The 22246-nt window shown below is 56.8% G+C and carries 14 protein-coding genes; 5 read left to right on the forward strand and 9 right to left on the reverse strand.

Annotated features, from left to right (window positions below; genetic code table 11):
- Positions 1 to 143: 143 nt before the first annotated feature.
- Complete coding sequence (locus ACR3E2_RS13915; RefSeq protein WP_480483861.1) at positions 144 to 1022, reverse strand: LysR family transcriptional regulator; 879 nt, start codon at positions 1020 to 1022, stop codon at positions 144 to 146.
- 96 nt (positions 1023 to 1118) lie between these two features.
- Here ACR3E2_RS13915 and ACR3E2_RS13920 point away from each other — a divergent pair, with 96 nt between their 5' ends.
- On the forward strand, positions 1119 to 2426 hold the full coding sequence (locus ACR3E2_RS13920) for an aminotransferase class I/II-fold pyridoxal phosphate-dependent enzyme (RefSeq protein WP_480483862.1): 1308 nt from the start codon (positions 1119 to 1121) through the stop codon (positions 2424 to 2426).
- 41 nt (positions 2427 to 2467) lie between these two features.
- Here ACR3E2_RS13920 and ACR3E2_RS13925 read toward each other — a convergent pair whose 3' ends face one another.
- The 5 genes from ACR3E2_RS13925 to ACR3E2_RS13945 are packed head-to-tail and all read right to left on the reverse strand — an operon-like array spanning position 2468 to position 8234.
- Positions 2468 to 3487: an Ldh family oxidoreductase gene (locus tag ACR3E2_RS13925; protein ID WP_480483863.1), complete on the reverse strand. Its 1020-nt coding sequence runs from the start codon at positions 3485 to 3487 to the stop codon at positions 2468 to 2470.
- Positions 3488 to 3498: 11 nt separating this feature from the next.
- A complete protein-coding gene (locus tag ACR3E2_RS13930) occupies positions 3499 to 4128 on the reverse strand; it encodes a DUF3726 domain-containing protein (RefSeq protein WP_480483864.1) in 630 nt (209 codons plus the stop codon).
- Positions 4125 to 5813, reverse strand: coding sequence for a hypothetical protein (locus ACR3E2_RS13935; RefSeq protein WP_480483865.1), 1689 nt, complete (start codon positions 5811 to 5813; stop codon positions 4125 to 4127). The genes ACR3E2_RS13930 and ACR3E2_RS13935 overlap by 4 nt, the downstream gene beginning before the upstream one ends.
- A gap of 4 nt (positions 5814 to 5817) precedes the next feature.
- Positions 5818 to 6792, reverse strand: coding sequence for a membrane dipeptidase (locus tag ACR3E2_RS13940; RefSeq protein WP_480483866.1), 975 nt, complete (start codon positions 6790 to 6792; stop codon positions 5818 to 5820).
- Complete coding sequence (locus ACR3E2_RS13945) at positions 6792 to 8234, reverse strand: aldehyde dehydrogenase family protein (RefSeq protein WP_480483867.1); 1443 nt, start codon at positions 8232 to 8234, stop codon at positions 6792 to 6794. The genes ACR3E2_RS13940 and ACR3E2_RS13945 overlap by 1 nt, the downstream gene beginning before the upstream one ends.
- Positions 8235 to 8337: 103 nt before the next feature.
- Between ACR3E2_RS13945 and ACR3E2_RS13950 the strand changes: the two genes are divergently transcribed.
- The 3 genes from ACR3E2_RS13950 (at position 8338) to ACR3E2_RS13960 (ending at position 13799) form a co-directional block, all read left to right on the forward strand.
- Complete coding sequence (locus ACR3E2_RS13950; protein ID WP_480483868.1) at positions 8338 to 9243, forward strand: LysR family transcriptional regulator; 906 nt, start codon at positions 8338 to 8340, stop codon at positions 9241 to 9243.
- 96 nt (positions 9244 to 9339) lie between these two features.
- Positions 9340 to 12615, forward strand: coding sequence for an ATP-binding protein (locus ACR3E2_RS13955; RefSeq protein ID WP_480483869.1), 3276 nt, complete (start codon positions 9340 to 9342; stop codon positions 12613 to 12615).
- Between the two features lie 20 nt (positions 12616 to 12635).
- Entirely contained in the window at positions 12636 to 13799 is a 1164-nt protein-coding gene (locus tag ACR3E2_RS13960; protein WP_480483870.1) for a hypothetical protein, read from the forward strand.
- Here the strand turns inward: ACR3E2_RS13960 and ACR3E2_RS13965 are convergent.
- Positions 13796 to 17395: a flavoprotein gene (locus ACR3E2_RS13965; RefSeq protein WP_480483871.1), complete on the reverse strand. Its 3600-nt coding sequence runs from the start codon at positions 17393 to 17395 to the stop codon at positions 13796 to 13798. The genes ACR3E2_RS13960 and ACR3E2_RS13965 overlap by 4 nt on opposite strands.
- Before the next feature lie 318 nt (positions 17396 to 17713).
- Positions 17714 to 19291 (reverse strand): DUF5928 domain-containing protein, encoded by a 1578-nt coding sequence (locus tag ACR3E2_RS13970; protein WP_480483872.1) that lies wholly within the window; start codon positions 19289 to 19291, stop codon positions 17714 to 17716.
- A gap of 143 nt (positions 19292 to 19434) precedes the next feature.
- Here ACR3E2_RS13970 and ACR3E2_RS13975 point away from each other — a divergent pair, with 143 nt between their 5' ends.
- The gene (locus tag ACR3E2_RS13975; RefSeq protein ID WP_480483873.1) at positions 19435 to 20253 is read left to right on the forward strand and encodes a sulfotransferase family protein; all 819 of its coding nucleotides are present in this window, start codon (positions 19435 to 19437) and stop codon (positions 20251 to 20253) included.
- A 127-nt stretch (positions 20254 to 20380) separates the two neighbouring features.
- Here the strand turns inward: ACR3E2_RS13975 and ilvD are convergent, their stop codons facing one another.
- Positions 20381 to 22213: a dihydroxy-acid dehydratase gene (gene ilvD / locus ACR3E2_RS13980; RefSeq protein WP_480483874.1), complete on the reverse strand. Its 1833-nt coding sequence runs from the start codon at positions 22211 to 22213 to the stop codon at positions 20381 to 20383.
- Between the last annotated feature and the right edge of the window lie 33 nt (positions 22214 to 22246).

Here is a 22246-nt window from a genome sequence, read left to right on the forward strand (position 1 = left end):
GTGTGTACCCAAACATGATTGAACATGCAAAGTTGGGACCAAGCGTTCGAGTTTGACGAAGATAAGTGCCCGGTGTTTTGGGCAATCTTTCGCCCTCCTTTCAGTTCCCATCTATCCCGCGCTGAGGTCTGGGACAATTTGGGTCAACGGGACAAACATGCGATAATCTGGTCCGTTTCCGGTCTCCTGCGGGTTCGTTGTGGCATTTGGATAACCAGAGATCGGTCGGTGCGGAACAATTTGGTGTGCGCAGCTGTCAGCTCGCCTGTGGCCAAGGCGTCTTCGATCAGGCACAGGTGTCCCATCAGTATTCCTGCGCCCGCCTTCGCTTCCTCTACGGCCAGACTGTAGAGGGAGAATTGAGCACCGCCCTTGGCACTATGCAGGTCATAGCCAGAGTGTTGGGCCCATTTGGTCCAATCTTCGTTCCACACCAGATCGTGCAGCAACGGTACGCCCAGAAAACCGTTTGCGCGGCAAACTTGGTCCTTAAGCGCCGGGGCGCAAACCGGCACGATCTCGTCCGGGCAAACGACCACCTGATTGGCCGTGTCGTCCGGTGGAGCGAAGAAGATTGACAGGTCGAACAGTTCGCGCCCCAGGCTCGGCGGCGCTTCCAGCGCAGTGACTGAAAAACTGATGTCAGGAAATTGAGATCGGATCTGGCGCAGCCTTTTGGGAAGCCAGAGCTGAGCAATGGCCGGTAAAGCAGCGATATGAAAATCTGCATTGGGTTTAAGGTTGCGCAGCGCACGGGCCGCGTCGGCCAATTGGTCAAAAGCCCTGGTAAATTCAGCGACAAGCGACTGCCCCTCGGGCGTGAGTTCTACGCCTTGCGCGTTGCGCCGGAAAAGTGCTGCACCGGCCCAGCCTTCCAGCGTTTTGACGTGTTGCGAGATTGCACCCGGTGTGACGTTCAACTCTTCAGCCGCGGCGACAAAGCTGATGTGGCGCGCCGCTGCCTCAAAAGCGCGCATTGCGTTCAGTGGGGGCCCTTTGGGACGCTTTGGGGAAACGCTCATCACCTTAGCCTTAGTTTTTCTACGCCAAGAAATAACAAATCTGCTTTGCGAAGTCACGCAGCAGCAGTCACAGTGCACGAAACAGGAGGATGTCAGATGACACTTGCACATAGAGACTGGGTGCCCACCGCAAGCGAAACATTGGTTCAGAATATCGCGACAAAGACAGCATCGGCATCGTCTGGCGACCTATTGGACCGGATCGTGCATCTGGCAGAGGAAAACCGCCGTATTCACGAGGAAGAGTGTTTCAACCTCAACCCCGCGACCAATGTCATGAACCCCAAGGCCGAGGCGCTTTTGTCGTCGGGCATCGGGTCGCGGCCTTCGCTGGGCTATCCCGGTGACAAATATGAAATGGGGCTGGAAGCAATCGAAGAAATCGAAGTCATCGCGGCCGAGCTTTGTGCAGAGGTCTTTGATGCCCGATTTGCAGAGGTTCGTGTGCCGTCGGGCGCAATTGCAAATCTTTATGGCTTCATGGCGACCTGTAAGCCGGGTGATACAATCATTGCGCCACCCGCAATGATCGGCGGCCATGTGACCCATCATACTGCGGGCTGTGCAGGGCTGTTCGGGCTGCGCACGATCGAGGCACCGGTTAACACAAATGGCTACACAGTCGATCTGGACCAACTGCGCGACCTGGCGCGGGCTGAGCGCCCCAAGCTGATCACGATCGGCGGAAGTCTGAACCTTTTTGAACACCCTGTTGCCGAGGTGCGGGCCATTGCGGACGAAGTTGACGCGAAAGTCATGTTCGACGCCGCGCATCAGTGCGGGATAATCGCGGGGCGTGCCTGGTCGAACCCGTTGAACGAGGGCGCGCATTTCATGACCATGAGCACCTATAAAAGCCTTGGTGGACCAGCAGGTGGATTGATCGTGTCGAATGATGTCGACATTGCCAAATCATTGGATGCTATTGCTTTTCCCGGGATGACAGCCAATTTCGATGCCGCCAAAACGGCCGCTCTTGCGGTTACCATGCTGGATTGGAAAGACTTTGGTCAGGCGTACGCGAACGAGATGATCGCACTGTCAAAAGCACTGGCCGCAGCGTTGGATGCGCAGGGTGTTCGCGTCTTTGAGGGTGCGGAAGGCTTCACCAATTCGCATCAGTTCGCGGTTCTGGCAGAGCCCTATGGCGGAGGGCAGGCGGCATCGAAGAAGCTTCGCGAAAGCGGGTTTCTTGCATGCGGCATCGGATTACCTGTCAAGCCGGTTGAAGGGGACTTGAATGGGTTGCGGATTGGCACTCCTGAATTGGTTCGCTGGGGCATGACCTCTCGAGATGCTGATCGCCTCGCCGATTTGATCACGCGAGGACTGGACGACGCGCCTGTCGCTTCGGAAGTCTCTGCCTGGCGCAGTGAATTCGACACGCTGCATTTCGTGAACTAGGCGCAAGCGGCCACCACATCCGCCCGGTCTGGTGGCTGCTCTTAACTGTTTTCCTGAATTATCGCGTCAATCCTGGCCAATGTAGCAGTGTTGACGGCGACACCTTTTTGACCTGCGGCAAGGCGACATGCACGGCGCCCATCTCCGGGCAGGTGCGCGCCGTCCTGATCTCTGATCGACACGACCAGATCCGATATTGCGGTTGAAAACAGTCCATTTGACGAAACCGCAGGGTCAATAGCGATGAAGAACTGCCCGGTTTTCGGTGGACCCCCGACCGTTCCCGAGAACGGAGAGGCATGCAGCCCAAGAGTAGATCCTGTCAAAGCGGCCGCCATGATTTCAGTCAGCAAAGCGATACCCACACCTTTGTACCCGCCGGATGGGGCCATGCTTCCTTTCAGACCGACATTCGGGTCTGTTGTCGGGTTTCCGTCCGGGTCCAGTGCCCAGCCGACCGGGATGGCCTTGCCTTCTCTGGCGTGTTTCATCACTTCGCTTTTGGCGATGGTGCTGGCGCTCTGGTCAATCAGCAACGCGGGTTGCCCGTCTGGACCCGGTACCGCAACAGAGAACGGGTTGGTGCCGACAACGGGCTTCGATCCACCCGAAGGTGCAATGGATGCTGGTGCATTGGTGAATCCAAGACCAACCAGACCCGCCTGCGCCAGTCGATACGTGTGATAACCCAACACACCGCAATTGTAGCTGTTGGTGATCGCAAGGGCCGCGATGCCCTGTTCACGAGCCGCCGGGATCAATGCATCAAAGCCCATTTCAATGGCTGCATGTGCGAACCCGGTCGCAGCGTCTACGCGGATAAGGCCGGGGCGCGGCGTTTCCAGCGTCGGTACTGCCTGACCGTCAACCTTCCCGCATTGTACGTGTTCACAGTAGATCGGGATATAAGCCAGACCATGACTGGCCACCCCATCCGCTTCGGTTGCCGCAGTGGCCACGGCCAGAGGGCGCGCGCTTTCTTCACTTGTGCCAGCGGCAACCAACGCGGTGAAGGACAGCTTTTCGATTTCGGCAAGCGACAGGGTTTGGGTCTCGGTCATCTGATGATCCTTCAGTCATTGTCCGACAGGCCGGAACCAGCGCCAAGCAGTCGGGATTCTTCAGTTGCAGGGGCATATGTACGGTGCGCCATGGAGTTGAGGATCTGCCACGCCTCTGCATTTGGGGCGGCACGGCTTAGCAGGGGGCGACCGTATTGAATGTGGTCGCCCTCGGTTATCTCAACATGATCAGCGCGGTCCAAATTGCTGTCTGCACAGCTTAGATGAACACCATCAGTTGTCGCAGAATACCCGTCGAAGGTGACTTTTACTGTCTTTCCCAGCTTTTTGGCCCCCGCAGCGACAAAGGGCAGCAACAGCAGCGGTGCTGCGAGGTTTGAAATCGCAATGGTGCCTTGGGACAGGACGGTCGGGGAATCCGATATCACAGCTCCGGTCATCAGGGGGCACAGGTCTTGTTCGCCAACCCATACTCCGTTCGGAAGCACAGGAATGTGGCGTTCCAGACAGGGCGCATATTCACGTTTGAGCAGTTGGGCCAGAATAGCGGGCCCGTCGAACCCTTGGGCGCTTAGCCAACGGGTGGCCTTTGCAGCCTCTTCCGCCACGCCCCAGGCATATCCGGCCCCGCGGGTTGCACGTTTGGCGGTTGCTTCGACTTCGTTCAATGAAAAAGTCATTGTGCAACCTCCGGATAAACCCACAAATCTGAGTTTGCGGTATTTAGCTCATCAGGGTAGGGGGCGCCGGCATACATGCAGATGCGGACCCAGCGATCTGAACGAGGGTCGAAATGCGTCGCGCCAAAGAAGGACAGCTTTGCGCGCAACATATCGATGGGCATCACTTTCGCGCCGATTGTGTTGTCATGAATCTCACCATATGGCGCGATACGGCTGATTTGGGCGCGGCGCACGGTGTGGCGGTGCTCGGGGTGGCGCAAAAGAAATTCTGCTATCGGCGCATCATCCGGCCAGTCTTGCAGAGCCCTGAAAGCCATCGCCGCATCACGCGCGGGCGCGAGCGGTTGTTCATAGTCCGCAATTGGTTCTTCAAACCGTTCACCCAGTCGGGGTTCAAGTTTCTCTTCGGAAACGTACCAGGCGCGCGCGCAGTTTTTCGGATCACTCCAATCAAGATCCAGCGCCCAGTCAAAACTGTTCCGGATCAAGGTACGCACCCCTGACACCGGCATTGTTCCATCAATAACCTGTGCAGCCGTGTTTGTGTCCGCCATGCAGCTGGACAGCCCATCCACGACATCTCCGTAAGGCTCAAGGATCAGCGAGGCCAGCAACTCCTGGCCTTCTTCGCTGAGCGCGGTTTCCGACCATCGGATCATGCGATCCCACGGATGGTCTCGTGTCAGGTCGTCTGTAGCCAGAAATACGTCGATCGAATTCAGGTCGTCCTTCAGTGCCGCCAGTTTTTCCACCTGTATCGGATGTTCGGATTGCCACCACGCGATTGACTGTTTGCTGCGCGCGAATACGTCGCGAAAGACGCACGCGTCTTTTTCGGTCGCTGTCTTAATTGACCGCACGCGCGAGATGGCCTCTTCCCGCGCCATGATCCAGTTGTTGAACAGAACGGGATGGTTCACGATGAACGGCGCCATTCCCAGTCCTGTGGAATTTCCGATGCCCAGCCAGCGTGCGATTTCAGGATCAAGCTCGGCGGTTTGATCCCCACCTTTGACCTGCGCCATATATTGCACCAGATCGCGTACAAAAATCCGGGTCAGGTACACCGACAGCATTTCGATCTGGAAGGGACCGCTGACCTCATCCCGGTCCGCCGTTTTCTCACGATCCGCAGCGCCGAATTTGCCCGACCCGTAAACAGCCGTGGTCCTCATCAGATAGCCGACCTGATAAATCTGTTCCAGGTCCGGTTGTTGGCCCGCAGCCAGACGATCCACCACATGAGCCCAGAGTCGCACGGAACGGTTGGCGCGTGACAGTGACAATTCGGTTTCGCTGACACGCCCTGCCTCTTGCAGCGGTACGTTCCGCGACAGCCGATCAATGTCTTCTAGCGTCGGGATACCGTCGAACAGCGCAAAGGTGGCGTCCCAGGCTTCGGCAATAACCCGGTCTGACCGTTGATCGGCAGGCAGGTCATGGGCAAATGCTACCAGCGAATAGGCGCGATCGGGGCCTTGCGCGGTATAGACCGCATGGCCGACACCTTTGTCGTCAATTTCGAATGCAGGTCGCGAGAAGCTCCAGTTTTCATCGGCCATGCGGCGTGTCAGTTGCCGCATAAAGCTGAGCCGGCATTGATGCAATGATCCCAGCCGTGACAGCCGCATGACCGTAGCGGTGTCACGTCTGGCGATCTCTGTCTGCGCGTGTGGTTCCATTTGGCTACCTTTGTGGGACGAAGTTCTCGGCAAAGAACCGATACCAGTTCCTGCCCATGATCCCGGCCACTTCGTCATCGTTCAGGCCGGTCGCGCGTAACCCTTGTTCGATGTTTCCAAAGTCTCGGTTGTCCTGAAACCAGCCCGGCATTGGTGGAAACCCCGGAGCAGAGGCCGAGCCTTCGCCATAGTCGATTTCTTTTGTCCACCGCCCCACACGCATCCATTCAACGATACTGTCAGGCTGATCCTGGCACAGGTCAGTGCCGATCCCCAGATGACTGGCCCCGTATTTGTCCGCAGTGCGGGCGATCATCTCGCAAAAGCTTTCCAGCGTGCAGTCAGACTTGTCCTTCAGGTGGTGAGGGTAGACCGAAAAACCCAGCATCCCACCGTTTTCAGTCACGGCGCGGATGACATCATCTCGCTTGTTGCGCAGGGCCGGGGACCAATCGTGCGGATTGGCATGCGTGATTGCGATGGGCCTGTCTGAGAGTTCAGCCGCCTCGATTGTGGACCGGTCAGCCGAATGGCTCATGTCCACCACAAGGCCCACGCGGTTCATCTCTTTGATCACCTGCTTGCCCATTCGGGTGATGCCGGTGTCTTCGGCCTCATAACAACCGGTCGCCAGCAGGGATTGGTTGTTATAGGTCAGTTGCATGAACCGCGCGCCCAAATCGTGCAGGATTTCAACCAGCCCGATGTCGTCTTCGATGGGCGATGGGTTCTGAAACCCGAAAAACACGGCGGTCCGGCCTGTTTCACGGGCCGTGTCGATATCGCCGGCCCACCGCCCTTTCATGATCAGATCCGGATATTGCTCGAACCAACGGTTCCATTTCTCGAAATTCAGAACCGTTTCTCGGAAATTCTCATGATAGGAGATGGTGACGTGGATCGCGTCCACGCGCCCTTCGCGCAATTGGCGAAATATCTTCTCCGACCAATTGGCATATTGCAGGCCGTCGATCCGCATCAGACCGGGCCTGCGCTGATATAGGCGGTTTTGACCGTTGTATAGAATTCAGCCGCTGCCTTACCCTGTTCGCGCGGCCCGTACGAGCTGTCGCCCCGGCCACCGAAAGGCACGTGGTAATCGGTGCCAGCGGTGGGCAGGTTAACCGTCACAACACCGGTGCGCGCGTTGCGGCGGAAATGGGTGGCGCGAGCCAGCGATTTGGTCACGATGCCCGAGGTCAGGCCGAAATTGGTGTCGTTGACCACACTCAGCGCCTCGTCATAGCTGCTGACCTTGATGACGGATGTCAGGGGCGCAAACATTTCTTCGCGGTTGATGCGCATGTCGTTGATGGTGTTCAGGAACACGCCCGGCGACATGTAGAACCCGTCATGAGGCATCTCCAGGCGCTGACCGCCACAGGCCAGCTCGGCCCCTTCGGATTTGCCCAGATCGACATAGGCGAGGTTTTCATTCAACTGCTGCTGGCTGACGACGGGGCCCATCTGCACGCCTGCTTCCAGCGCGTGACCCACTTTCATTGCCTGCGCACCGGCAACCAGTTTCTCGACAAAGGCATCGTGGATGCCCGCATGAACCACCAGCCGCGACGAGGCGGTGCATTTCTGACCGGTCCCGCCAAAGGCCCCGCCCAGTGCCAGTGTCACCGCCAGATCCAGATCGGCGTCGTCCATCACGGCCAGCGCGTTTTTGGACCCCATTTCCATCTGCACCTTGGTCAGGTTCTGGATTGCTGCGGCGGCGATGCCTTTGCCCACGGGTACAGACCCGGTGAAGGAAATCGCATTGACCTTGGGGCTTTCCACAAGGCGCTGACCGACCGAACGGCCCGAGCCCATCACAAGGCTGAACAGACCTTTCGGAATATCCTGCCGTTCGATGATTTCAGTCAGGGCCACAGCCGAGGCGGGTGTGATGTTGGCGGGTTTCCACACCACCGCGTTGCCATAGCACAGCGCCGGGGCAATCTTCCACGAGGCGGTTGCAGTGGGGAAGTTCCACGGACTGATGATCGCAACTACGCCAACAGCTTCGCGGCGCACATCCACTTCGATATCGGGGCGCACGGAATCGGCGTTTTCACCGATCTGGCGCAGACACTCGGCGGCGTAATACGTGAAGAACTGACCGGCGCGGTAAACCTCGCCCTTGCCTTCGGCCAGCGGCTTGCCTTCTTCGCGGCTGAGCAGAGTGCCGAGTTCCTCGGCGCGGGCCATCAACTCGTTGCCGATGGCGTTCAGGACGGCCTGTTTTCGCTCCAGCCCGTAGGCGGCCCATTCGGCCTGCGCGACGCGCGCCTGATCCAGAGTCGCCTCAAGCTGATCGGCGCTGGCTTGTGTGAACATGCCAACCAGATCGCTTAAATCCGAAGGATTGCGGTTTTCAATTTCGCTTTCGCCGGCCAGCCATTCGCCGGCAATCAGGTTCAGTTTGGTCACGTCATGCCCCAAATTCGCAAATTTCGATTTGGGTCAGGATGGAACTTTCGATCAACATCAGTCAAACTCAAATAACTTTAGAAAACTTCAGAAAGTTTGAAGTATGGCGATGAAAGTCGAGATGCTGCGGTGTTTTTGTACCGTGGCCCAAACCGGAAACCTTGCCGAGGCTGCCAGCCGTCTGGGTCGGACGCAATCCGCCGTCTCAATGATGCTGAAGCAGTTTGAAGATCATCTGGGTAAGAAACTGTTTGAAGGTGAACGAAAAAACCACCTGTCGCCACTGGGTCAGCAAGTTCTGGACCTTGCTCTCAAACAAGTGCGCGATTTTGATCAGACTGTTCAGAACATAGAAATGGCGGCGCAGGCGGAACAAGGGTTGATCCGCATCGTATCCGTGCCGTCGGTGGGGGCCTTGGTCTTTCCCGCCTTGCTGGGACATATGACATCACGCTTTCCCGGGTTGAAGATCGAGTTGCGAGACGGGGATTCGCAACAGGTTCTGGACGCCGTTGCCGGGGATAAGGCGGACATCGGCATTGCATCCGGTCATCATCCCCTGAACGGGGTCAGTGCCGAGCCGCTGTTTCAGGATCGGTTCGGACTGGTCGCAGCTTCTGATCATCCGCTTATGACACGGGCCAAACCGCCTGAAATCTGTGACCTGATGGCGGCGCCCTTCGTGCGAAACGCCTTGTGCGACTTTATCGAGTCCGCGCCTTTCCGAGAGATCCTGGACAGGGCCGAGGTTACCATTCACAACACGCATTCCCTGATCACGACTGTCAGGGCAGGCCAGTGGATCACGGTCCTGCCGCAGACCGTCGCACAGTTCATCCCGGATGCGGTCGCCTTTCGCCCGATTTCAGATTTGCCAGACAAGCGAGAGGTATATATTTACCGTCGGGAAAGAGCCCGCTTCCGCGAGATCACCCAGGCCTGCTGTTCGTATATCCTGTCGAGCGGTTTTGGAAACGCTGGCTTGGTGCAGGAGCCAGTTTTGGATTAACCCTGCTCAAAAGCATAAATTAAATAGGTTCTAGCAGACTCGAAGCGGCGCACATGCTAGGTTCCTGAATGAAGTGGGGGACTTCAGAGGGGCAACATGTCTCAGGACCTGAGGGGCTGGCTGAGCGCAATTGGATTAAACGAGTACGCGCAGGCCTTCGCAGACAACAAAATCGATTTCTCCATCCTGCCTGATTTGACGGCCGAGGATTTGATCGAAATTGGGGTGACGGCCGTCGGTGATCGGCGGCGGCTGCTGCGCGCCATCGAACAGATTGATGCCAGCCAAACCTCAGCAGAACCTGAATCTCCTGCACAGCTCGAGCCCGCGCGGCGACAGGTTACTGTGATGTTTGCCGATCTGACCGCATTCACGAAACTATCCAGCGAGCTGGATGCTGAAGATCTGCATGCGCTGCTGAATCAATTCTTTAGCAAAGTGGACAATGTCGTCGAAAAATACGGTGGTCGTATAGACAAGCATATCGGCGATGCGGTCATGGCCGTCTTCGGAGCGCCGATTTCACACACCAATGATACCGAAAGGGCCGCGCGTGCTGCTGCCGAGATACATGCAGCTCTGCCGACCTTGTCACCGCCGCTTTCCTGCCACATCGGTATTTCCTCGGGTCAAGTCATTGCCAGTACGACCGGAAGTCAGTCGCATACGGAATACACCGTTACAGGAGACGGGGTGAATCTGGCGTCCCGCCTGACGGATATTTCCGCGGGGGGTGAGACTCTGGTTTCACACGACATTCAGCGCGCGTTGGGGCCGCTATTCGTGGGCGAATCCATTGGTGTGAAGGCCATCAAAGGGCTGAATGATCCCGTTGAAGTCTGGCGTCTGGATCGATTGGCCCGGAACATTCGCACACGGCGTCACAAATTCATCGGGCGCGAGCGGGAATTGTCGGTGTTCTCTGCCACATTTGACCGATGCAAGCGTCACGGCAAGGGCGAAGTCCATGTGATCCTGGGTGAGCCCGGGATCGGGAAAACCCATTTGTCCGAGCAGGTTGCTGAGCTGGCATCCGGCCAGTCCTACACGATCCACAACGGTGTCGTGATGGATTTCGGCGCGCGCGAAGGGCATTCGGCCATTCAGATGGTCGCCCGCAGTATCTTGGGTCTTGACCCGGCAGATGGCGCGGAAACAGGTGCCGCAGCGGCTAGGGACGCAATCGCCAGGGGCTGGGTCAGCCCCCCGAATGCCGCACACCTCAATGCGCTGCTCGAGCTGGAGCAGGATTCGGGTCTGGCTGAGGTGTTTGCGGTGATGGACAATAAAACCCGCCTGCGCGGACGGCGGCAGGTCATTGAAGAGTTGCTGTCGGCCAGCAGCCAGGAAGCCCCCTTGCTGATCCAGATCGAGGACATCCACTGGGCCTCGCCCGAGATCCTGATGACCTGCTCTCATATAGCGGCGGCGACGCGGAATATCCCTTGCGTGTTGATGATGACAAGCCGGGCCGAAGGCGATCCGATTGACCGGGATTGGCAAATGGCAACCGATGGCGCGCTGGTGTCCAAGATGGAACTGGCGCCGATGGGGGAGGAACAGGCCAGACTGTTGGTCGAAGAATTCACGGCCATCGACCCCGAGTTGCTGGACACCTGTGTCAAACGCGCCGGGGGCAATCCGCTGTTTCTTGAACAGTTGTTGCGCAATACGGATGTACTTACCCAGCAAGGCGTGCCCGGCAGTATTCAGGGGATCGTTCAGTCCCGACTGGATGCACTGGATCGAACCAGCCGCGCCGCCATTCAGGCCGCATCGGTATTGGGACAGCGGTTCTCGCCAGAAGTTCTGAACTTCATTCTGGGTGAAGGGCATCTGGATACGACCAGCCTGATCCGATCCGCGCTGGTCCGAGAGGCAGGGCCTGACCTTATGTTCGCCCACGCGCTGATCCGGGATGGATCCTATGCGACGTTGGTCAAATCCGAGCGCGCGCGCCTGCACAGGCAGGCCGCCAAGTGGTTCGAGGATCGCGATGCGACCCTGTGCGCACAGCATCTGGACCGGGCCGGAGCGAATAACGCCGCGCAGGCGTATCTGGAGGCGGCGGACAAACTGATCCAGGCCTTCAGATTCGACGATGCCAGCCCATTGATCGAACGCGCCCTGGAACTGCCGTCCCCTGCAGGTGTCCGGTTCGACCTGCTGTGCGCTCGTGCTGAGACGCACAGGCTTCAGGGTCTGTCCGGCGACGCACTGCGTGAATTTCGGGAAGCTGCCCGGGTTGCCGAAACCGATGAGCAAATCAGCCGCGCGCATATCGGGCTGGCGCAGGCCGCACGGCAAGCCAGCTTGTATCAGGATGCCCTGGAGGCACTCGATATGGCTGAATCCGCCGCCGAGCGTTGCGGGTCAGAGCGGGATGTGGCTCAGATCAGCTACGTGCGCGGTAATGTTTATTTCCCTCTGGGCCGGGACAAGGAAGCGCTGAGCGCCAATGAACGCGCCCTGACGCTTGCCCGCAAACTTGGCTCTGCCCGCCTTGAGGTAGGGGCGCTAAGCGGATTTGGTGATGCAAACTTCATGAAAGCCACCATGAAGACAGCGACAGGCTTTTATACGCAGGCTGTTGAGCGGGCGCGCGAAAAAGGGCTGGTCCGCGATCTGGCCGCCAATCTGCACAATCTCAGCGTCGCGCGCAGTTACACCGGGGACGTAGCACAGGGCAAGGCGGACGCCATTGAGGCCATCGAAGTCTCGCAAACGTATTTTGCCTTTGTTCCGGAATGCGTTGCACAGACCTGCCTTGGCGTGGCCGAGACCTTTTTGGGCAACCTTGATCAGGCACTGGAAGCGTTCAGTGTTTCAGCTGAAATTGCGGAACGCGTCGGTGCAAAACGCCTTGAGGCGCAGGCCCTTGAACATCTGGCGCGAACGCAGGTTTATGCCGGAAAGTTGGACCACGGTCGGGAAACAGGTCGTCGCGCGGTTGAAATCGCGCTTGAACATGGGCGGAACTTTGTAGGGCCCAAGGCCTTGTCGGCTCTGGCAATGGCCGAGACCAACCCTGATGAGCAAACGCGCTTGTTGAACCTGGGGTCTGAAATCATTGCCGAGGGATGTGTGGGGCACAGTCACCTGCACTTTTACTCGGATGCCAGCGCCGTCATGCTGGCGCGCGGCGATTGGGACGCAGCAATTGAATATGCAGATGGGCTTGCAGCCTTCACCACCACCGAGCCTTTGCCGATGGTCGATCTGTCCATTCGCCAAACACGACTGCTGGCTGAAAGCGGACAGCAGAACACTCTGCCCAAACAGCACGCGGAATATGCTGACCTGAAAACGCAATTTGCAACGATGGGCGTCACGCAATCCCTTGTGGGTTCAGTGGGGTTTCTGGCTGATTAGGCGACACCGCAGGAGGCTGAATGAGTGTAGAAAGAAAGGTGTGGCTGATTTCTGGCTTGCTGACCCTTGGGCTCGCCGGTCTGTTGCTCAGGCTTTGGATCGACTTGAACCATTTTGAGGGGGATCCAACGCAGCTTCCGGATCAGGCATCGGTGGATGCCTTTCTGGATGAGCTGGACTCAGCACCAGATTACCGCGTCAAAACGGGGATATTCATCAAATCGTTCAGCTTTCTTGGTGCCAGCGACGTTCAGGTCACCGGCTACATCTGGCAGCATTACGTCGAAGGTGAACATGACAAGATCCGTCCAGCCGAGGGCGAGATCGGTTTCCTTCTGCCCGAAGCGGTCGATACAGCAAATGGCCTGATCGAAGAGGCCTATCGGCTACCGCAACAGGATGGCCTACTGATCGGGTGGTACTTTGAACAAACCCTTCGTCAGAGCTTTGACTACACCCGTTACCCCTTTGATCACAAAACGGTCTGGGTGCGCGTTTGGCCCGCATCTTTTGACGTCAATATTGCGCTGGTTCCCGACTTTGAGGCTTATACCGCGACCGGGCCGGATGATATTTTCGGCATCGACAGTCAGATCGTGATGGGCACGTGGGAACGCGAGAACACCTATTTCGACTATAAGCTGTCAAACCTGGATACGACGTTGGGCATCGCTCAGAACACCTATCAAACCAACATGCCCGAACTGCATTATAACTTTGTCATCAAACGCAATTTCGCAAACGCGTTTATCGTGCACATGGTCCCGCTGCTTGTCGTGACAATGCTGCTGTTCGGGGCGCTGATGACCGTCACGCGCCGCGAGGGGCTGGCCGATCGGCACGATTTCAGCACCTCCAGCGTGATCGGAACATGCTCGGTTCTGTTTTTCGTGATCCTGCTGGCCCATGTGCAGTTGCGCGAAGGGTTCGCGGGCTCTCCCGTGATCTACATGGAGTCGTTCTTTTTCCTTATGTACTTCATGCTGCTGGCAGTTTCGGTCAATACATACCTGTTTGCGTCCGACGTTGAGACATCGTTGCGGATCATCCACTATCGGGACAACCTTATTCCCAAGGCCGGGTTCTGGCCGTTCGTGCTGCTGTGTATGGTGGTGATCACGGCTTATAATCTCAGTTCCAAGGAAAGCCCGAAACCGCCACCAGTCAGCACAGCGGAAAACTAGATAGCCGGCTCGAATCCGGGCTTGGGTTCACCCTGCGCCATATCCAGCGTGTAGTCGCTGATAACATCTGATTTTCCGTCACGCCAGTTTTGCATGTACTTTTCAGGATCGGCGATCACATAGGCGTAGGCGGGTTTCATCACCCCATCCACGATCACGTTGATCTTTTTGCGGATATAGACGTTCTTGGGTGAGCCCGGACCATGATAACCTTCCAGTTTGTCCAGTTCGTGCAGGCCCGATTCCGTCACCCGGTAAACCTCTCCGCTTACTTGTTTGCCCATGCCCTGCTGATCGACAAGGGTCGCCATTCGGTGCAGGAAGCCACAGTTCGGATTGTCGCAGAAAGGTTCGTTTGGAACGATCAGTGGCATTGGTTGCCGCGTGCGGGCAGGCCCGACAAAGTCATTCAAGACCCGGCTGAGAGCCTCATGGTTCGGGAACCCCTGTTTCAGGGAGCCGTATGTGAAATACAGATAGGTGGGTTCCTGAACGGCAACAAAGGTTTCGTCACGGCCCTGTTCTGCGTCTTTTATCTTAAGGTTGTGGTCTCGCGCCCAAGCATCCAGCATGGTCTGGATTTCGGGTGTGATATCCATGCCCTGAACAAATTTAATGCACGAGGTTGCATCCATGCCTTTGGCGCGCAACAGGATGTCGACCATCCTTGGGGCTTTGTTCATCACAGCCACATGCAATGCCGTGAAACCGTGGTCGTTGACGATATTGACGTCGATATCGCGGTCAATCAAATCCTGTGCCGCTTCATAATCTGGCTTGCCCAGATCGTGACCACCTTCGTTCAATTCTCCTTCGCCACCGGCCGCATAATGTAGCAATGAATCGCCGTGGGCTTCGTCCACAATATTGATGCCCACGACACCTTCATCGATGGCGCGGAACACACGTTTCCATTCATTGATATCATCAGCGGCGGCAGCCTCTCGGGCCCATTTGCACACGCGGTATTTTTGGTCGTCCAGTTCTTCGAACGCTTCGCCCAATGCTTCCATGATCTGGTCAGGTGTGGCCATCATGCCAATCCCCATCCGACCGTTTGACAGCCGGCCTTCCCGGGGACCTATGAAATCAATGCCCAGCGTCTTCAGTCTTGCGACATTGTTCTGGGTGGTGATGTTGTTCCACATATTCGTGTTACAGGCCGGGCACAGGATCACGGGCTTCTTCTGGTACTGCCACGCCACAAAGACCGAGGTCAGAAGGTTATCGGCGATCCCGTTTGCCACTTTGCCCATGGTGTTGCAGGTGATAGGAGCGACGATCACGCAATCGGCCCAGTCGCATAGCGCCAGATGAGACGCTCGCACCGGCATGTCGAATTCCATGTAACGGAAGTTCCATTCATCATCGTCGCGGTAGTAGTCGTTATGGGTGATCTTGGCGTCGATCCGTTCAGCGCCGAAGTCCCGAAAGAACTTCTCGGCCGAAGTGGAAGGGATCAGTTTGACATTGTGTCCGGCGTCGACGATGCGCTCAACCAGTTCGGGGATCTTGTCTGCCGCTGATGATCCGCAGGCACAAAGCAGCACGTTGCGTTTGCCGCTGCTTACCTGGTTCATCACACCTTTGGGATAGCCGAACATGTTCTTGTTCAGGCTGGGCGTCTCTTCAAGCTTGGAAACGGGAAGACCCGCTTCGATCATGCGGTCCTGAAGGTGACCCGCCTTGATCATGTCCACAATGTCTTCCAGCTTTTCGCCTTTGCTGATGCATTGGCCTTGGAAAAACAGGTAGGGAACTTTGGGTTTTTCACCTAAAGATATCAGCTGACGTCGCATCTTTATCGCGTTGGGGTCGCGACCGCCCACATCTACCTGCTTTACGCTGGTCGCACCGATGTTCGAAAGAACACTTCTGAGCATGTAGGACCATGGGTCTTCATCTTCATAAAACAGAACCATGGGGTTGTTCCGGATAATGCTGGTGACATCTCCGGGGTCTTCGGGCGGCTCAACCGTTTCGATCACCAGCAACGCCGGGTTTTCCAGATCGCGCAGCCCGCGGAAGATGTTGCCGCGAGGGGCTTGCCAGACCTGTGACGTTGCGGGGCTCATGTCGACGATCGTCACAAGGTCGGTTGCTTCATCATATGCGATACAGAGGCACCAGAATTCTTCGAGCAACGCGGTTTCCCGGTAAACGTTTACTGGTGGGCGGATGGCTTCGATCCCGGTGACCCGATTAAAGTCGATATTGATCATCAGGTGACGGTCCGCAATGGCGTCCAGGCCCTGAAGTTGCATCTTGAACCAGTCTTCGGGGGTATCGATCGATGTGTCCTCGCGCGTTCCGAAACTGCGAAGTGAACTGCTCAGGTGCACGTTTTCGGACCCGTTCAGGTATTTCTGGGCCATGTCGTGCATGTCCGCGGCCGTGGCCACCCGTGAGACAACATCCGTGAAAGAGGCTTCGGTGGCCCGCAGCAGCTCGTCTTCGTCCACCTTGTCATCGCCGTGAATGGCCAGGCTTTCCACCAACACCCCCAAGGAGTTCATGTTCGGAGTGGCGCGGCGGAACAGGTTGCGCCGTTTCTTGGGGTCTTTTGCCAGATAGAGCGTGCTGTCGACATAGTTGCATCGTTGCTTGAATGTCTTCAGATGCGTCTTGACCGCGGCACGCGCCGAGAAGCGCAAAATGCCACGCGACCGCATCGAGGTTCCGTCACGGTCCGACATCGCCTTCCAAAGCCGGTCTGCGGTTGTAACCCAAAGCTTGCCGTATTTCTCAGGATGTACGTCCATCATGTGCACCAGCCCAGTGCTTGGGTTGCACTTGGCGATTACGGCAAAATGCCCGCCCGGCATATTCGCTTTGCCATGGGCGACGCCGACCTGAAAATTCGCCACCAGAATATCGTTGTCACCACCCAGCCGGTTGGATTCGTCAATCGCATCCAGCAACAGCTGCACGTTTGTCGTGTCCTCGTCCATGAAATAGGCCTGAACCTGAACCCTGTCCCGCAGGCCCTGCGAATGAATGTAGGTACACGCGACGTCAAACAGCTCACCCAGTGAGATACCGTCATTGACGACGAAAGACGAAGGCAGCGCGCATTCACGGAAAATGTCGTTCACTTCGCAACTGAAGCCCAACGCGGACATGCTGAGGGCGGCAGCCGTCACGCTGCAACAATTGATCGGCTGCTGGAAGTTCTGCAATTGAACACTGACCAGATCGCCGAACATCGTGGCGAAGCAGGGTTGCCGGATTTCCTCTGGTATCTGACGCCAGTTCTCGCTGGACAGAAAAGCCACCCGCGATCCGTCCAGCGCGAGCGCTTCGAGGCTGACGGGAATGTCTGATATCTGAAGGTGCTCTTCATAGAAATAGTCACCGACATCCGCGCTGGCCAAAGGATTACCGTTCTGCCGCAGCTGAACCACACCGCGCAGAACAACATACATGCCGCTTGCTGGCAGAACCGTGTTGTCGGTCACCTCGATACATTCGAAATGACGGTTGATGACTGACGGGTCGGCAATCTTGGCCTCGCCCGGCAGAACCTTGTATATCAGGTTCCAGTCTGCGTCATTTGGGATATATGATCTGGATGTTTCAATTTGATCTATAAGCACAACTGTTCCCCCCGGAGTTGCGTTTCAAATGTCTAATTGCGGCCAGCAGGGGCTTTCGGGTTTTCGATGCGCAGATACCCGTCATTCAGAATTAAGGACGCGTCTGTTTTTGCCTTTCACTGGCCAGGGCCGGCCTGCCAAAGAGAAAAAGTATAAGCAAATTGGCCCAATTGGCTGCACAGTATCCGATTTTTGAATAAAAATCACGATGGCAGTGATGTTGGGTTTTAGGCTGTCCTTTCCGACAGGCAAATATGCGGTGCACCCAATGCAGCAAAGGGGGCCGAAAAGCTGTCGGATGTCAGGCTGACTTTCCGTTTAGTCGGCGAACAGGTAGTCCAGCCGCATCACCGCGTCGGCCTTTTCTTTGTCCACCCCAAGAAATTCGGATATGACAGCTATGTTTTCGGCGCGCTGGGCGGTTTCCCGCAGTCGCAGGTAATTGTCCAAACCGGCGGCGCGGATTTGTTGGGACTCGTAACTCAGGTCGTTGCGAAGTGTCGGCAGCAGATGGGAAACAGTCTCAACCGGGCTGTTGTCACCCGCCAATCCGACGCGCCGCGCGTGGCCAATCAGGTATTCGTCCGAGTATTCGCATTCGACCTCAAGCACATGGGTTTTGGCCTGATCACCGCTGAAATCCTGAACAACGTCCAGATTGGCCGGGTCGAGGCACAGAACCAACTGGTCTGATCCGAAACTTTCGAAAAGCATTCGTACAACAGCCCGCCGATGGCGCGAGCGCTTGGTCAGCGTCGTTTCAATACCACCCAGATCAGGCAGTTGAGTTTCCTCTTCGTTAAACAGGTATTCGACGCAGGGGATATCTGTTTCAGACGCGATCTGATCGACCAGCCTTTTGGCGACATGCCACTTCTTGCACACGATCACAAACAGCTCTCGGTCGGGGCCCAGAACACTTCCGGCCTCCCAGAAACGTTGCCCGAACCGGCGCCCGATGCGCCCCCGGCCGGCCAGAAACGCATACAGACTGCGCCCCTCGTTCGAGATGGAAAAGTCGATGCCCTCACTCGCGTAAAGTGAGCCGAGACGCTCTTTCAGCTCATGCGCCTCTGGGCTGATCTTGCGGGCAAACAAATAGTCCTGACCCAGAAGCATGTCATAGTGATCGTTGTAGAACGTGACGGGCATTCCATAATCCGAAAACATCAGAAATGTCGGAGTACGGTTTTCGATCTCACCCTTCGGGATCAGATGGCGTACCAGCGTTTGAAAGAAGGTTTCATCGGGTATCCAGGTGGTCGCAAAAAACCGGATCACGTCCCTGCGCTGTCGCAGGAAGTCCAGAATCATTTCGACCGTTCGGCGGCGCAGACACCACCATTGGCTGCCGATCATCACTTGAACGTCTTCGGGAATTCGCCGCGTCAGCCCGAAACGCTTCTGCGTTTCATAGGCAGCGTAGAACAGTTTCGGCTGGGTGCGTTCATTGAAATAATGGCGATAGATCAGCCGGTCTTCTTTCATGCCGGTCTTGATCCAGTCGCTTTCGAAAAAGTCGTGGCTTTCGATGAAATCCTTGTCGTGATCATCCAGAAATCGATGGGTGTATTCTGCCGTTTTGATCGCCATGCAATCACCGGACAGCATGTAAAAATGCGTGGCGCGGGGGAAGGTTTCGACGGCGGCCTGCAAGGCGTTCAGCGTGGCCTGCACCAGCGACCACTCTCCCCAGCCGCATTTGATGCGCCTTTTTGCAAAGGTCACGTTCGGATTTTGAGCCAGCGCGGAACGGATGCGCCCGTAAGCTTCGGGGCTGGCGCTGGCGTCAAAGTGGATCGCCATGCAATCGCCCGCAGCAGTCAGCTGTTCAGCCTGTGCAATGATTGCATCAGGGTCCTTATGGCACAACAATATATAGGCAATCTTCGCCATCGAGGTTAGGTAATTTCCGTTTCTGCCCGGTTTCAACCGTGATACTGAGGATGAGCGATTGAATAAACAGAATAATTTTGGTTCCTTGTTATCAAAAGCTGGCATATCGGTTTGAGACCAGACCAGCGTAGGAGGCACAGCAGATGGGTTTTCCCGGTACCTGGATGACCGAGAGCGAAAGCATGGTGTACCGCGTCGTGCCCAAATGCGCCTGCTCGACCATTGGGCAGATCATGTATTATTCGGATCACGGCCAGTTCTTTGACGGTGACATCCATGACGCCGAGGATGGTATGCACAAATGGGCCTTTGATCAGAGCCAGGATCTGATTTCCAAAAATGTGCGCGATCATGCCTCGTATTCCTTTACCTGTGTGCGCAACCCATACACGCGTATTCTGAGCTCGTTTTTCGACAAGATCTGCGGGATCCAGCGCAACGGCAAACGGTATCGTGGCAATCTGGTGCCAACGCTGATCTACAATTACGGGATCGAGGTGGGCGGTGACGATGGCAAGGGAGAGTTTGACCAAATCGCCAGCTTTCGCCGGTTCCTGCTGTTTGCGCGGGATACCATCCGCTGGCGACGCCCGATGGACCCGGACATTCACTGGTCGGCCATGTCTGGTCACGTGTCGACCTTCATCGTGAACGGTGGCCGTTATGATCGGATCTTCTGGACCGAAGCGTTCAACGACGGGATGCAGGGTGTCTTGGACAATACCAAGCTGAAGCATTCAGTTTCGCTGTCCGAAATACCCCGGTTCAACGAATCCGAAGGCCATGGCCCCAAGCGCGCACATCCGGTCGAGGATTATTTCGACGACCTGTCGATGCATCTGGTCTATGAGATCTACAAGCAGGATTTCGAGTTGTTCAAATACGATTTCGAAAACCCGGCCAACAAGATGCCGATCGGCGAAATCGATCTGGACGAAATTCACGCCAAGCTGGGCGATTGATCTTAAGGCTGGATGCCTCGTCCTCTGTCAACGTTTCTTGCGAAACATCTGCTCTGGTTGGCCCGAGAGCGCCTGTGCATGATCGGCTTACCGGTCTGCCGCGTCAGCAGACCGGTAATGTGTCAGTTTAGACTTGGCGTACGGCACCTTTTGCCGCGCTGGTGGTCAGCTTGGCATAGGCCTTCAGCGCGGTAGACACCTTGCGTTTGCGCGGCGCAGCAGGCACCCAGCCTTTTACGTCCTGTGCTTCGCGCCGGGCGGCAAGCTCTTCATCTGACACGGCCAGATGGATCGAGCGGTTGGGGATGTCGATTTCAATCGTGTCGCCATTCTGGACCAGGCCAATCTCTCCGCCTTCAGCCGCCTCGGGCGAGACATGGCCGATCGACAGACCGGATGTTCCGCCCGAAAACCGCCCGTCGGTTAGCAGGGCGCAGGCTTTGCCCAGACCCTTCGATTTCAGATAGGATGTCGGGTACAGCATTTCCTGCATCCCCGGACCGCCACGCGGGCCTTCATAGCGGATCACCACCACGTCGCCCTCTTTCACCTTGCCAGTGAGAATATCGCTGACTGCCTGATCCTGGCTTTCGCACACGTAAGCCGAGCCAGTGAATTGCAGGATATTGGCATCCACACCAGCGGTTTTCACGATGCAGCCGTCGCGGGCGATGTTACCGAACAGAACCGCCAGACCACCGTCCTGACTGAACGCGTGTTCCTTGGACCGGATCACGCCGCCCTTGCGATCAGTGTCCAGTTCCTTGAACCGGTTCGACTGGCTGAACGCCTGTGTGGTGCGCACACCGCCGGGGGCGGCCTTGAACAGTTCCTGTGCCTTGGGGTTGTTGGCGATGGTGATGTCCCAGTTGGCAATCGCCTCTCCCATCGTGGCCGAATGCACGGTGCTGCATTCGTTGTGCAGCAGGCCCGCACGGCTGAGCTCACCCAGGATCGAGAAGATACCACCGGCACGGTGGACGTCTTCCATATGCACATTTTCGGTGTTGGGCGCGACTTTGCAGAGGCAGGGAACACGACGGCTGAGGCGGTCCATATCGGCCATGGTGAAGTCAACTTCACCCTCATGCGCGATGGCCAGCAGGTGCAGCACCGTGTTGGTCGATCCACCCATGGCGATATCAAGGCTCATGGCATTTTCGAACGCATCAAAGGTGGCAATCTCACGGGGCAGAAAGCCTTTTTCATCCAGATCGTAATGGCGCTTGGTAATCTCGACGATCCTGCGGCCGGCTTCAAGGAACAGTTCTTTGCGGTCTGCGTGCGTCGCCAGAGTCGAGCCGTTACCCGGCAGGGCCAGACCCAGCGCCTCAGCCAGACAATTCATCGAATTCGCGGTGAACATGCCCGAACATGAACCACATGTGGGGCAGGCGTTTTCTTCGATGTGCTGAACCTGTTCGTCGGTGAACTTGTCGTTCGCAGCGGCCACCATAGCGTCCACAAGGTCAATCTTCTTGGCTTCCAGATCGGCGATGTCGATCTTGCCCGCTTCCATCGGACCGCCTGAGACGAAAATGGCCGGGATGTTCAGACGCATGGCGGCCATCAGCATGCCGGGAGTGATCTTGTCGCAGTTCGAAATGCAGACCATAGCGTCCGCACAATGGGCGTTGACCATATATTCGACCGAATCCGCGATCACTTCGCGTGAGGGCAGCGAATACAGCATCCCGTCATGGCCCATGGCGATACCGTCATCCACGGCGATCGTGTTGAACTCTTTCGCCACGCCACCTGCGGCTTCGACCTCGCGCGCGACCATCTGGCCCAGGTCCTTCAGATGCACGTGACCCGGCACAAACTGGGTGAATGAGTTGACGATGGCGATGATCGGTTTGCCGAAATCGTCGTCACCCATACCTGTGGCCCGCCAAAGGCCACGTGCGCCAGCCATGTTGCGGCCATGGGTAGAGGTTCTGGATCGGTACATTGGCATGATGCTGTTTTCCCTGTTGCCTCGGGTTGCATA

This window comes from Ruegeria sp. AL7 (genome assembly GCF_056536105.1).

Excerpts from the sequence above, each read along its gene's own strand:
- ACR3E2_RS13930 (WP_480483864.1), bottom strand. The coding sequence starts at position 4,128 with ATGACTTTTTCATTGAACGAAGTCGAAGCAACCGCCAAACGTGCAACC.
- ACR3E2_RS13920 (WP_480483862.1), top strand. The coding sequence starts at position 1,119 with ATGACACTTGCACATAGAGACTGGGTGCCCACCGCAAGCGAAACATTG.
- ACR3E2_RS13935 (WP_480483865.1), bottom strand. The coding sequence starts at position 5,813 with ATGGAACCACACGCGCAGACAGAGATCGCCAGACGTGACACCGCTACG.
- ACR3E2_RS13915 (WP_480483861.1), bottom strand. The coding sequence starts at position 1,022 with ATGAGCGTTTCCCCAAAGCGTCCCAAAGGGCCCCCACTGAACGCAATG.
- ACR3E2_RS13970 (WP_480483872.1), bottom strand. The coding sequence starts at position 19,291 with ATGGCGAAGATTGCCTATATATTGTTGTGCCATAAGGACCCTGATGCA.
- ACR3E2_RS13940 (WP_480483866.1), bottom strand. The coding sequence starts at position 6,792 with ATGCGGATCGACGGCCTGCAATATGCCAATTGGTCGGAGAAGATATTT.
- ACR3E2_RS13975 (WP_480483873.1), top strand. The coding sequence starts at position 19,435 with ATGGGTTTTCCCGGTACCTGGATGACCGAGAGCGAAAGCATGGTGTAC.
- ACR3E2_RS13925 (WP_480483863.1), bottom strand. The coding sequence starts at position 3,487 with ATGACCGAGACCCAAACCCTGTCGCTTGCCGAAATCGAAAAGCTGTCC.
- ACR3E2_RS13955 (WP_480483869.1), top strand. The coding sequence starts at position 9,340 with ATGTCTCAGGACCTGAGGGGCTGGCTGAGCGCAATTGGATTAAACGAG.
- ACR3E2_RS13950 (WP_480483868.1), top strand. The coding sequence starts at position 8,338 with ATGGCGATGAAAGTCGAGATGCTGCGGTGTTTTTGTACCGTGGCCCAA.
- ACR3E2_RS13960 (WP_480483870.1), top strand. The coding sequence starts at position 12,636 with ATGAGTGTAGAAAGAAAGGTGTGGCTGATTTCTGGCTTGCTGACCCTT.
- ilvD (WP_480483874.1), bottom strand. The coding sequence starts at position 22,213 with ATGCCAATGTACCGATCCAGAACCTCTACCCATGGCCGCAACATGGCT.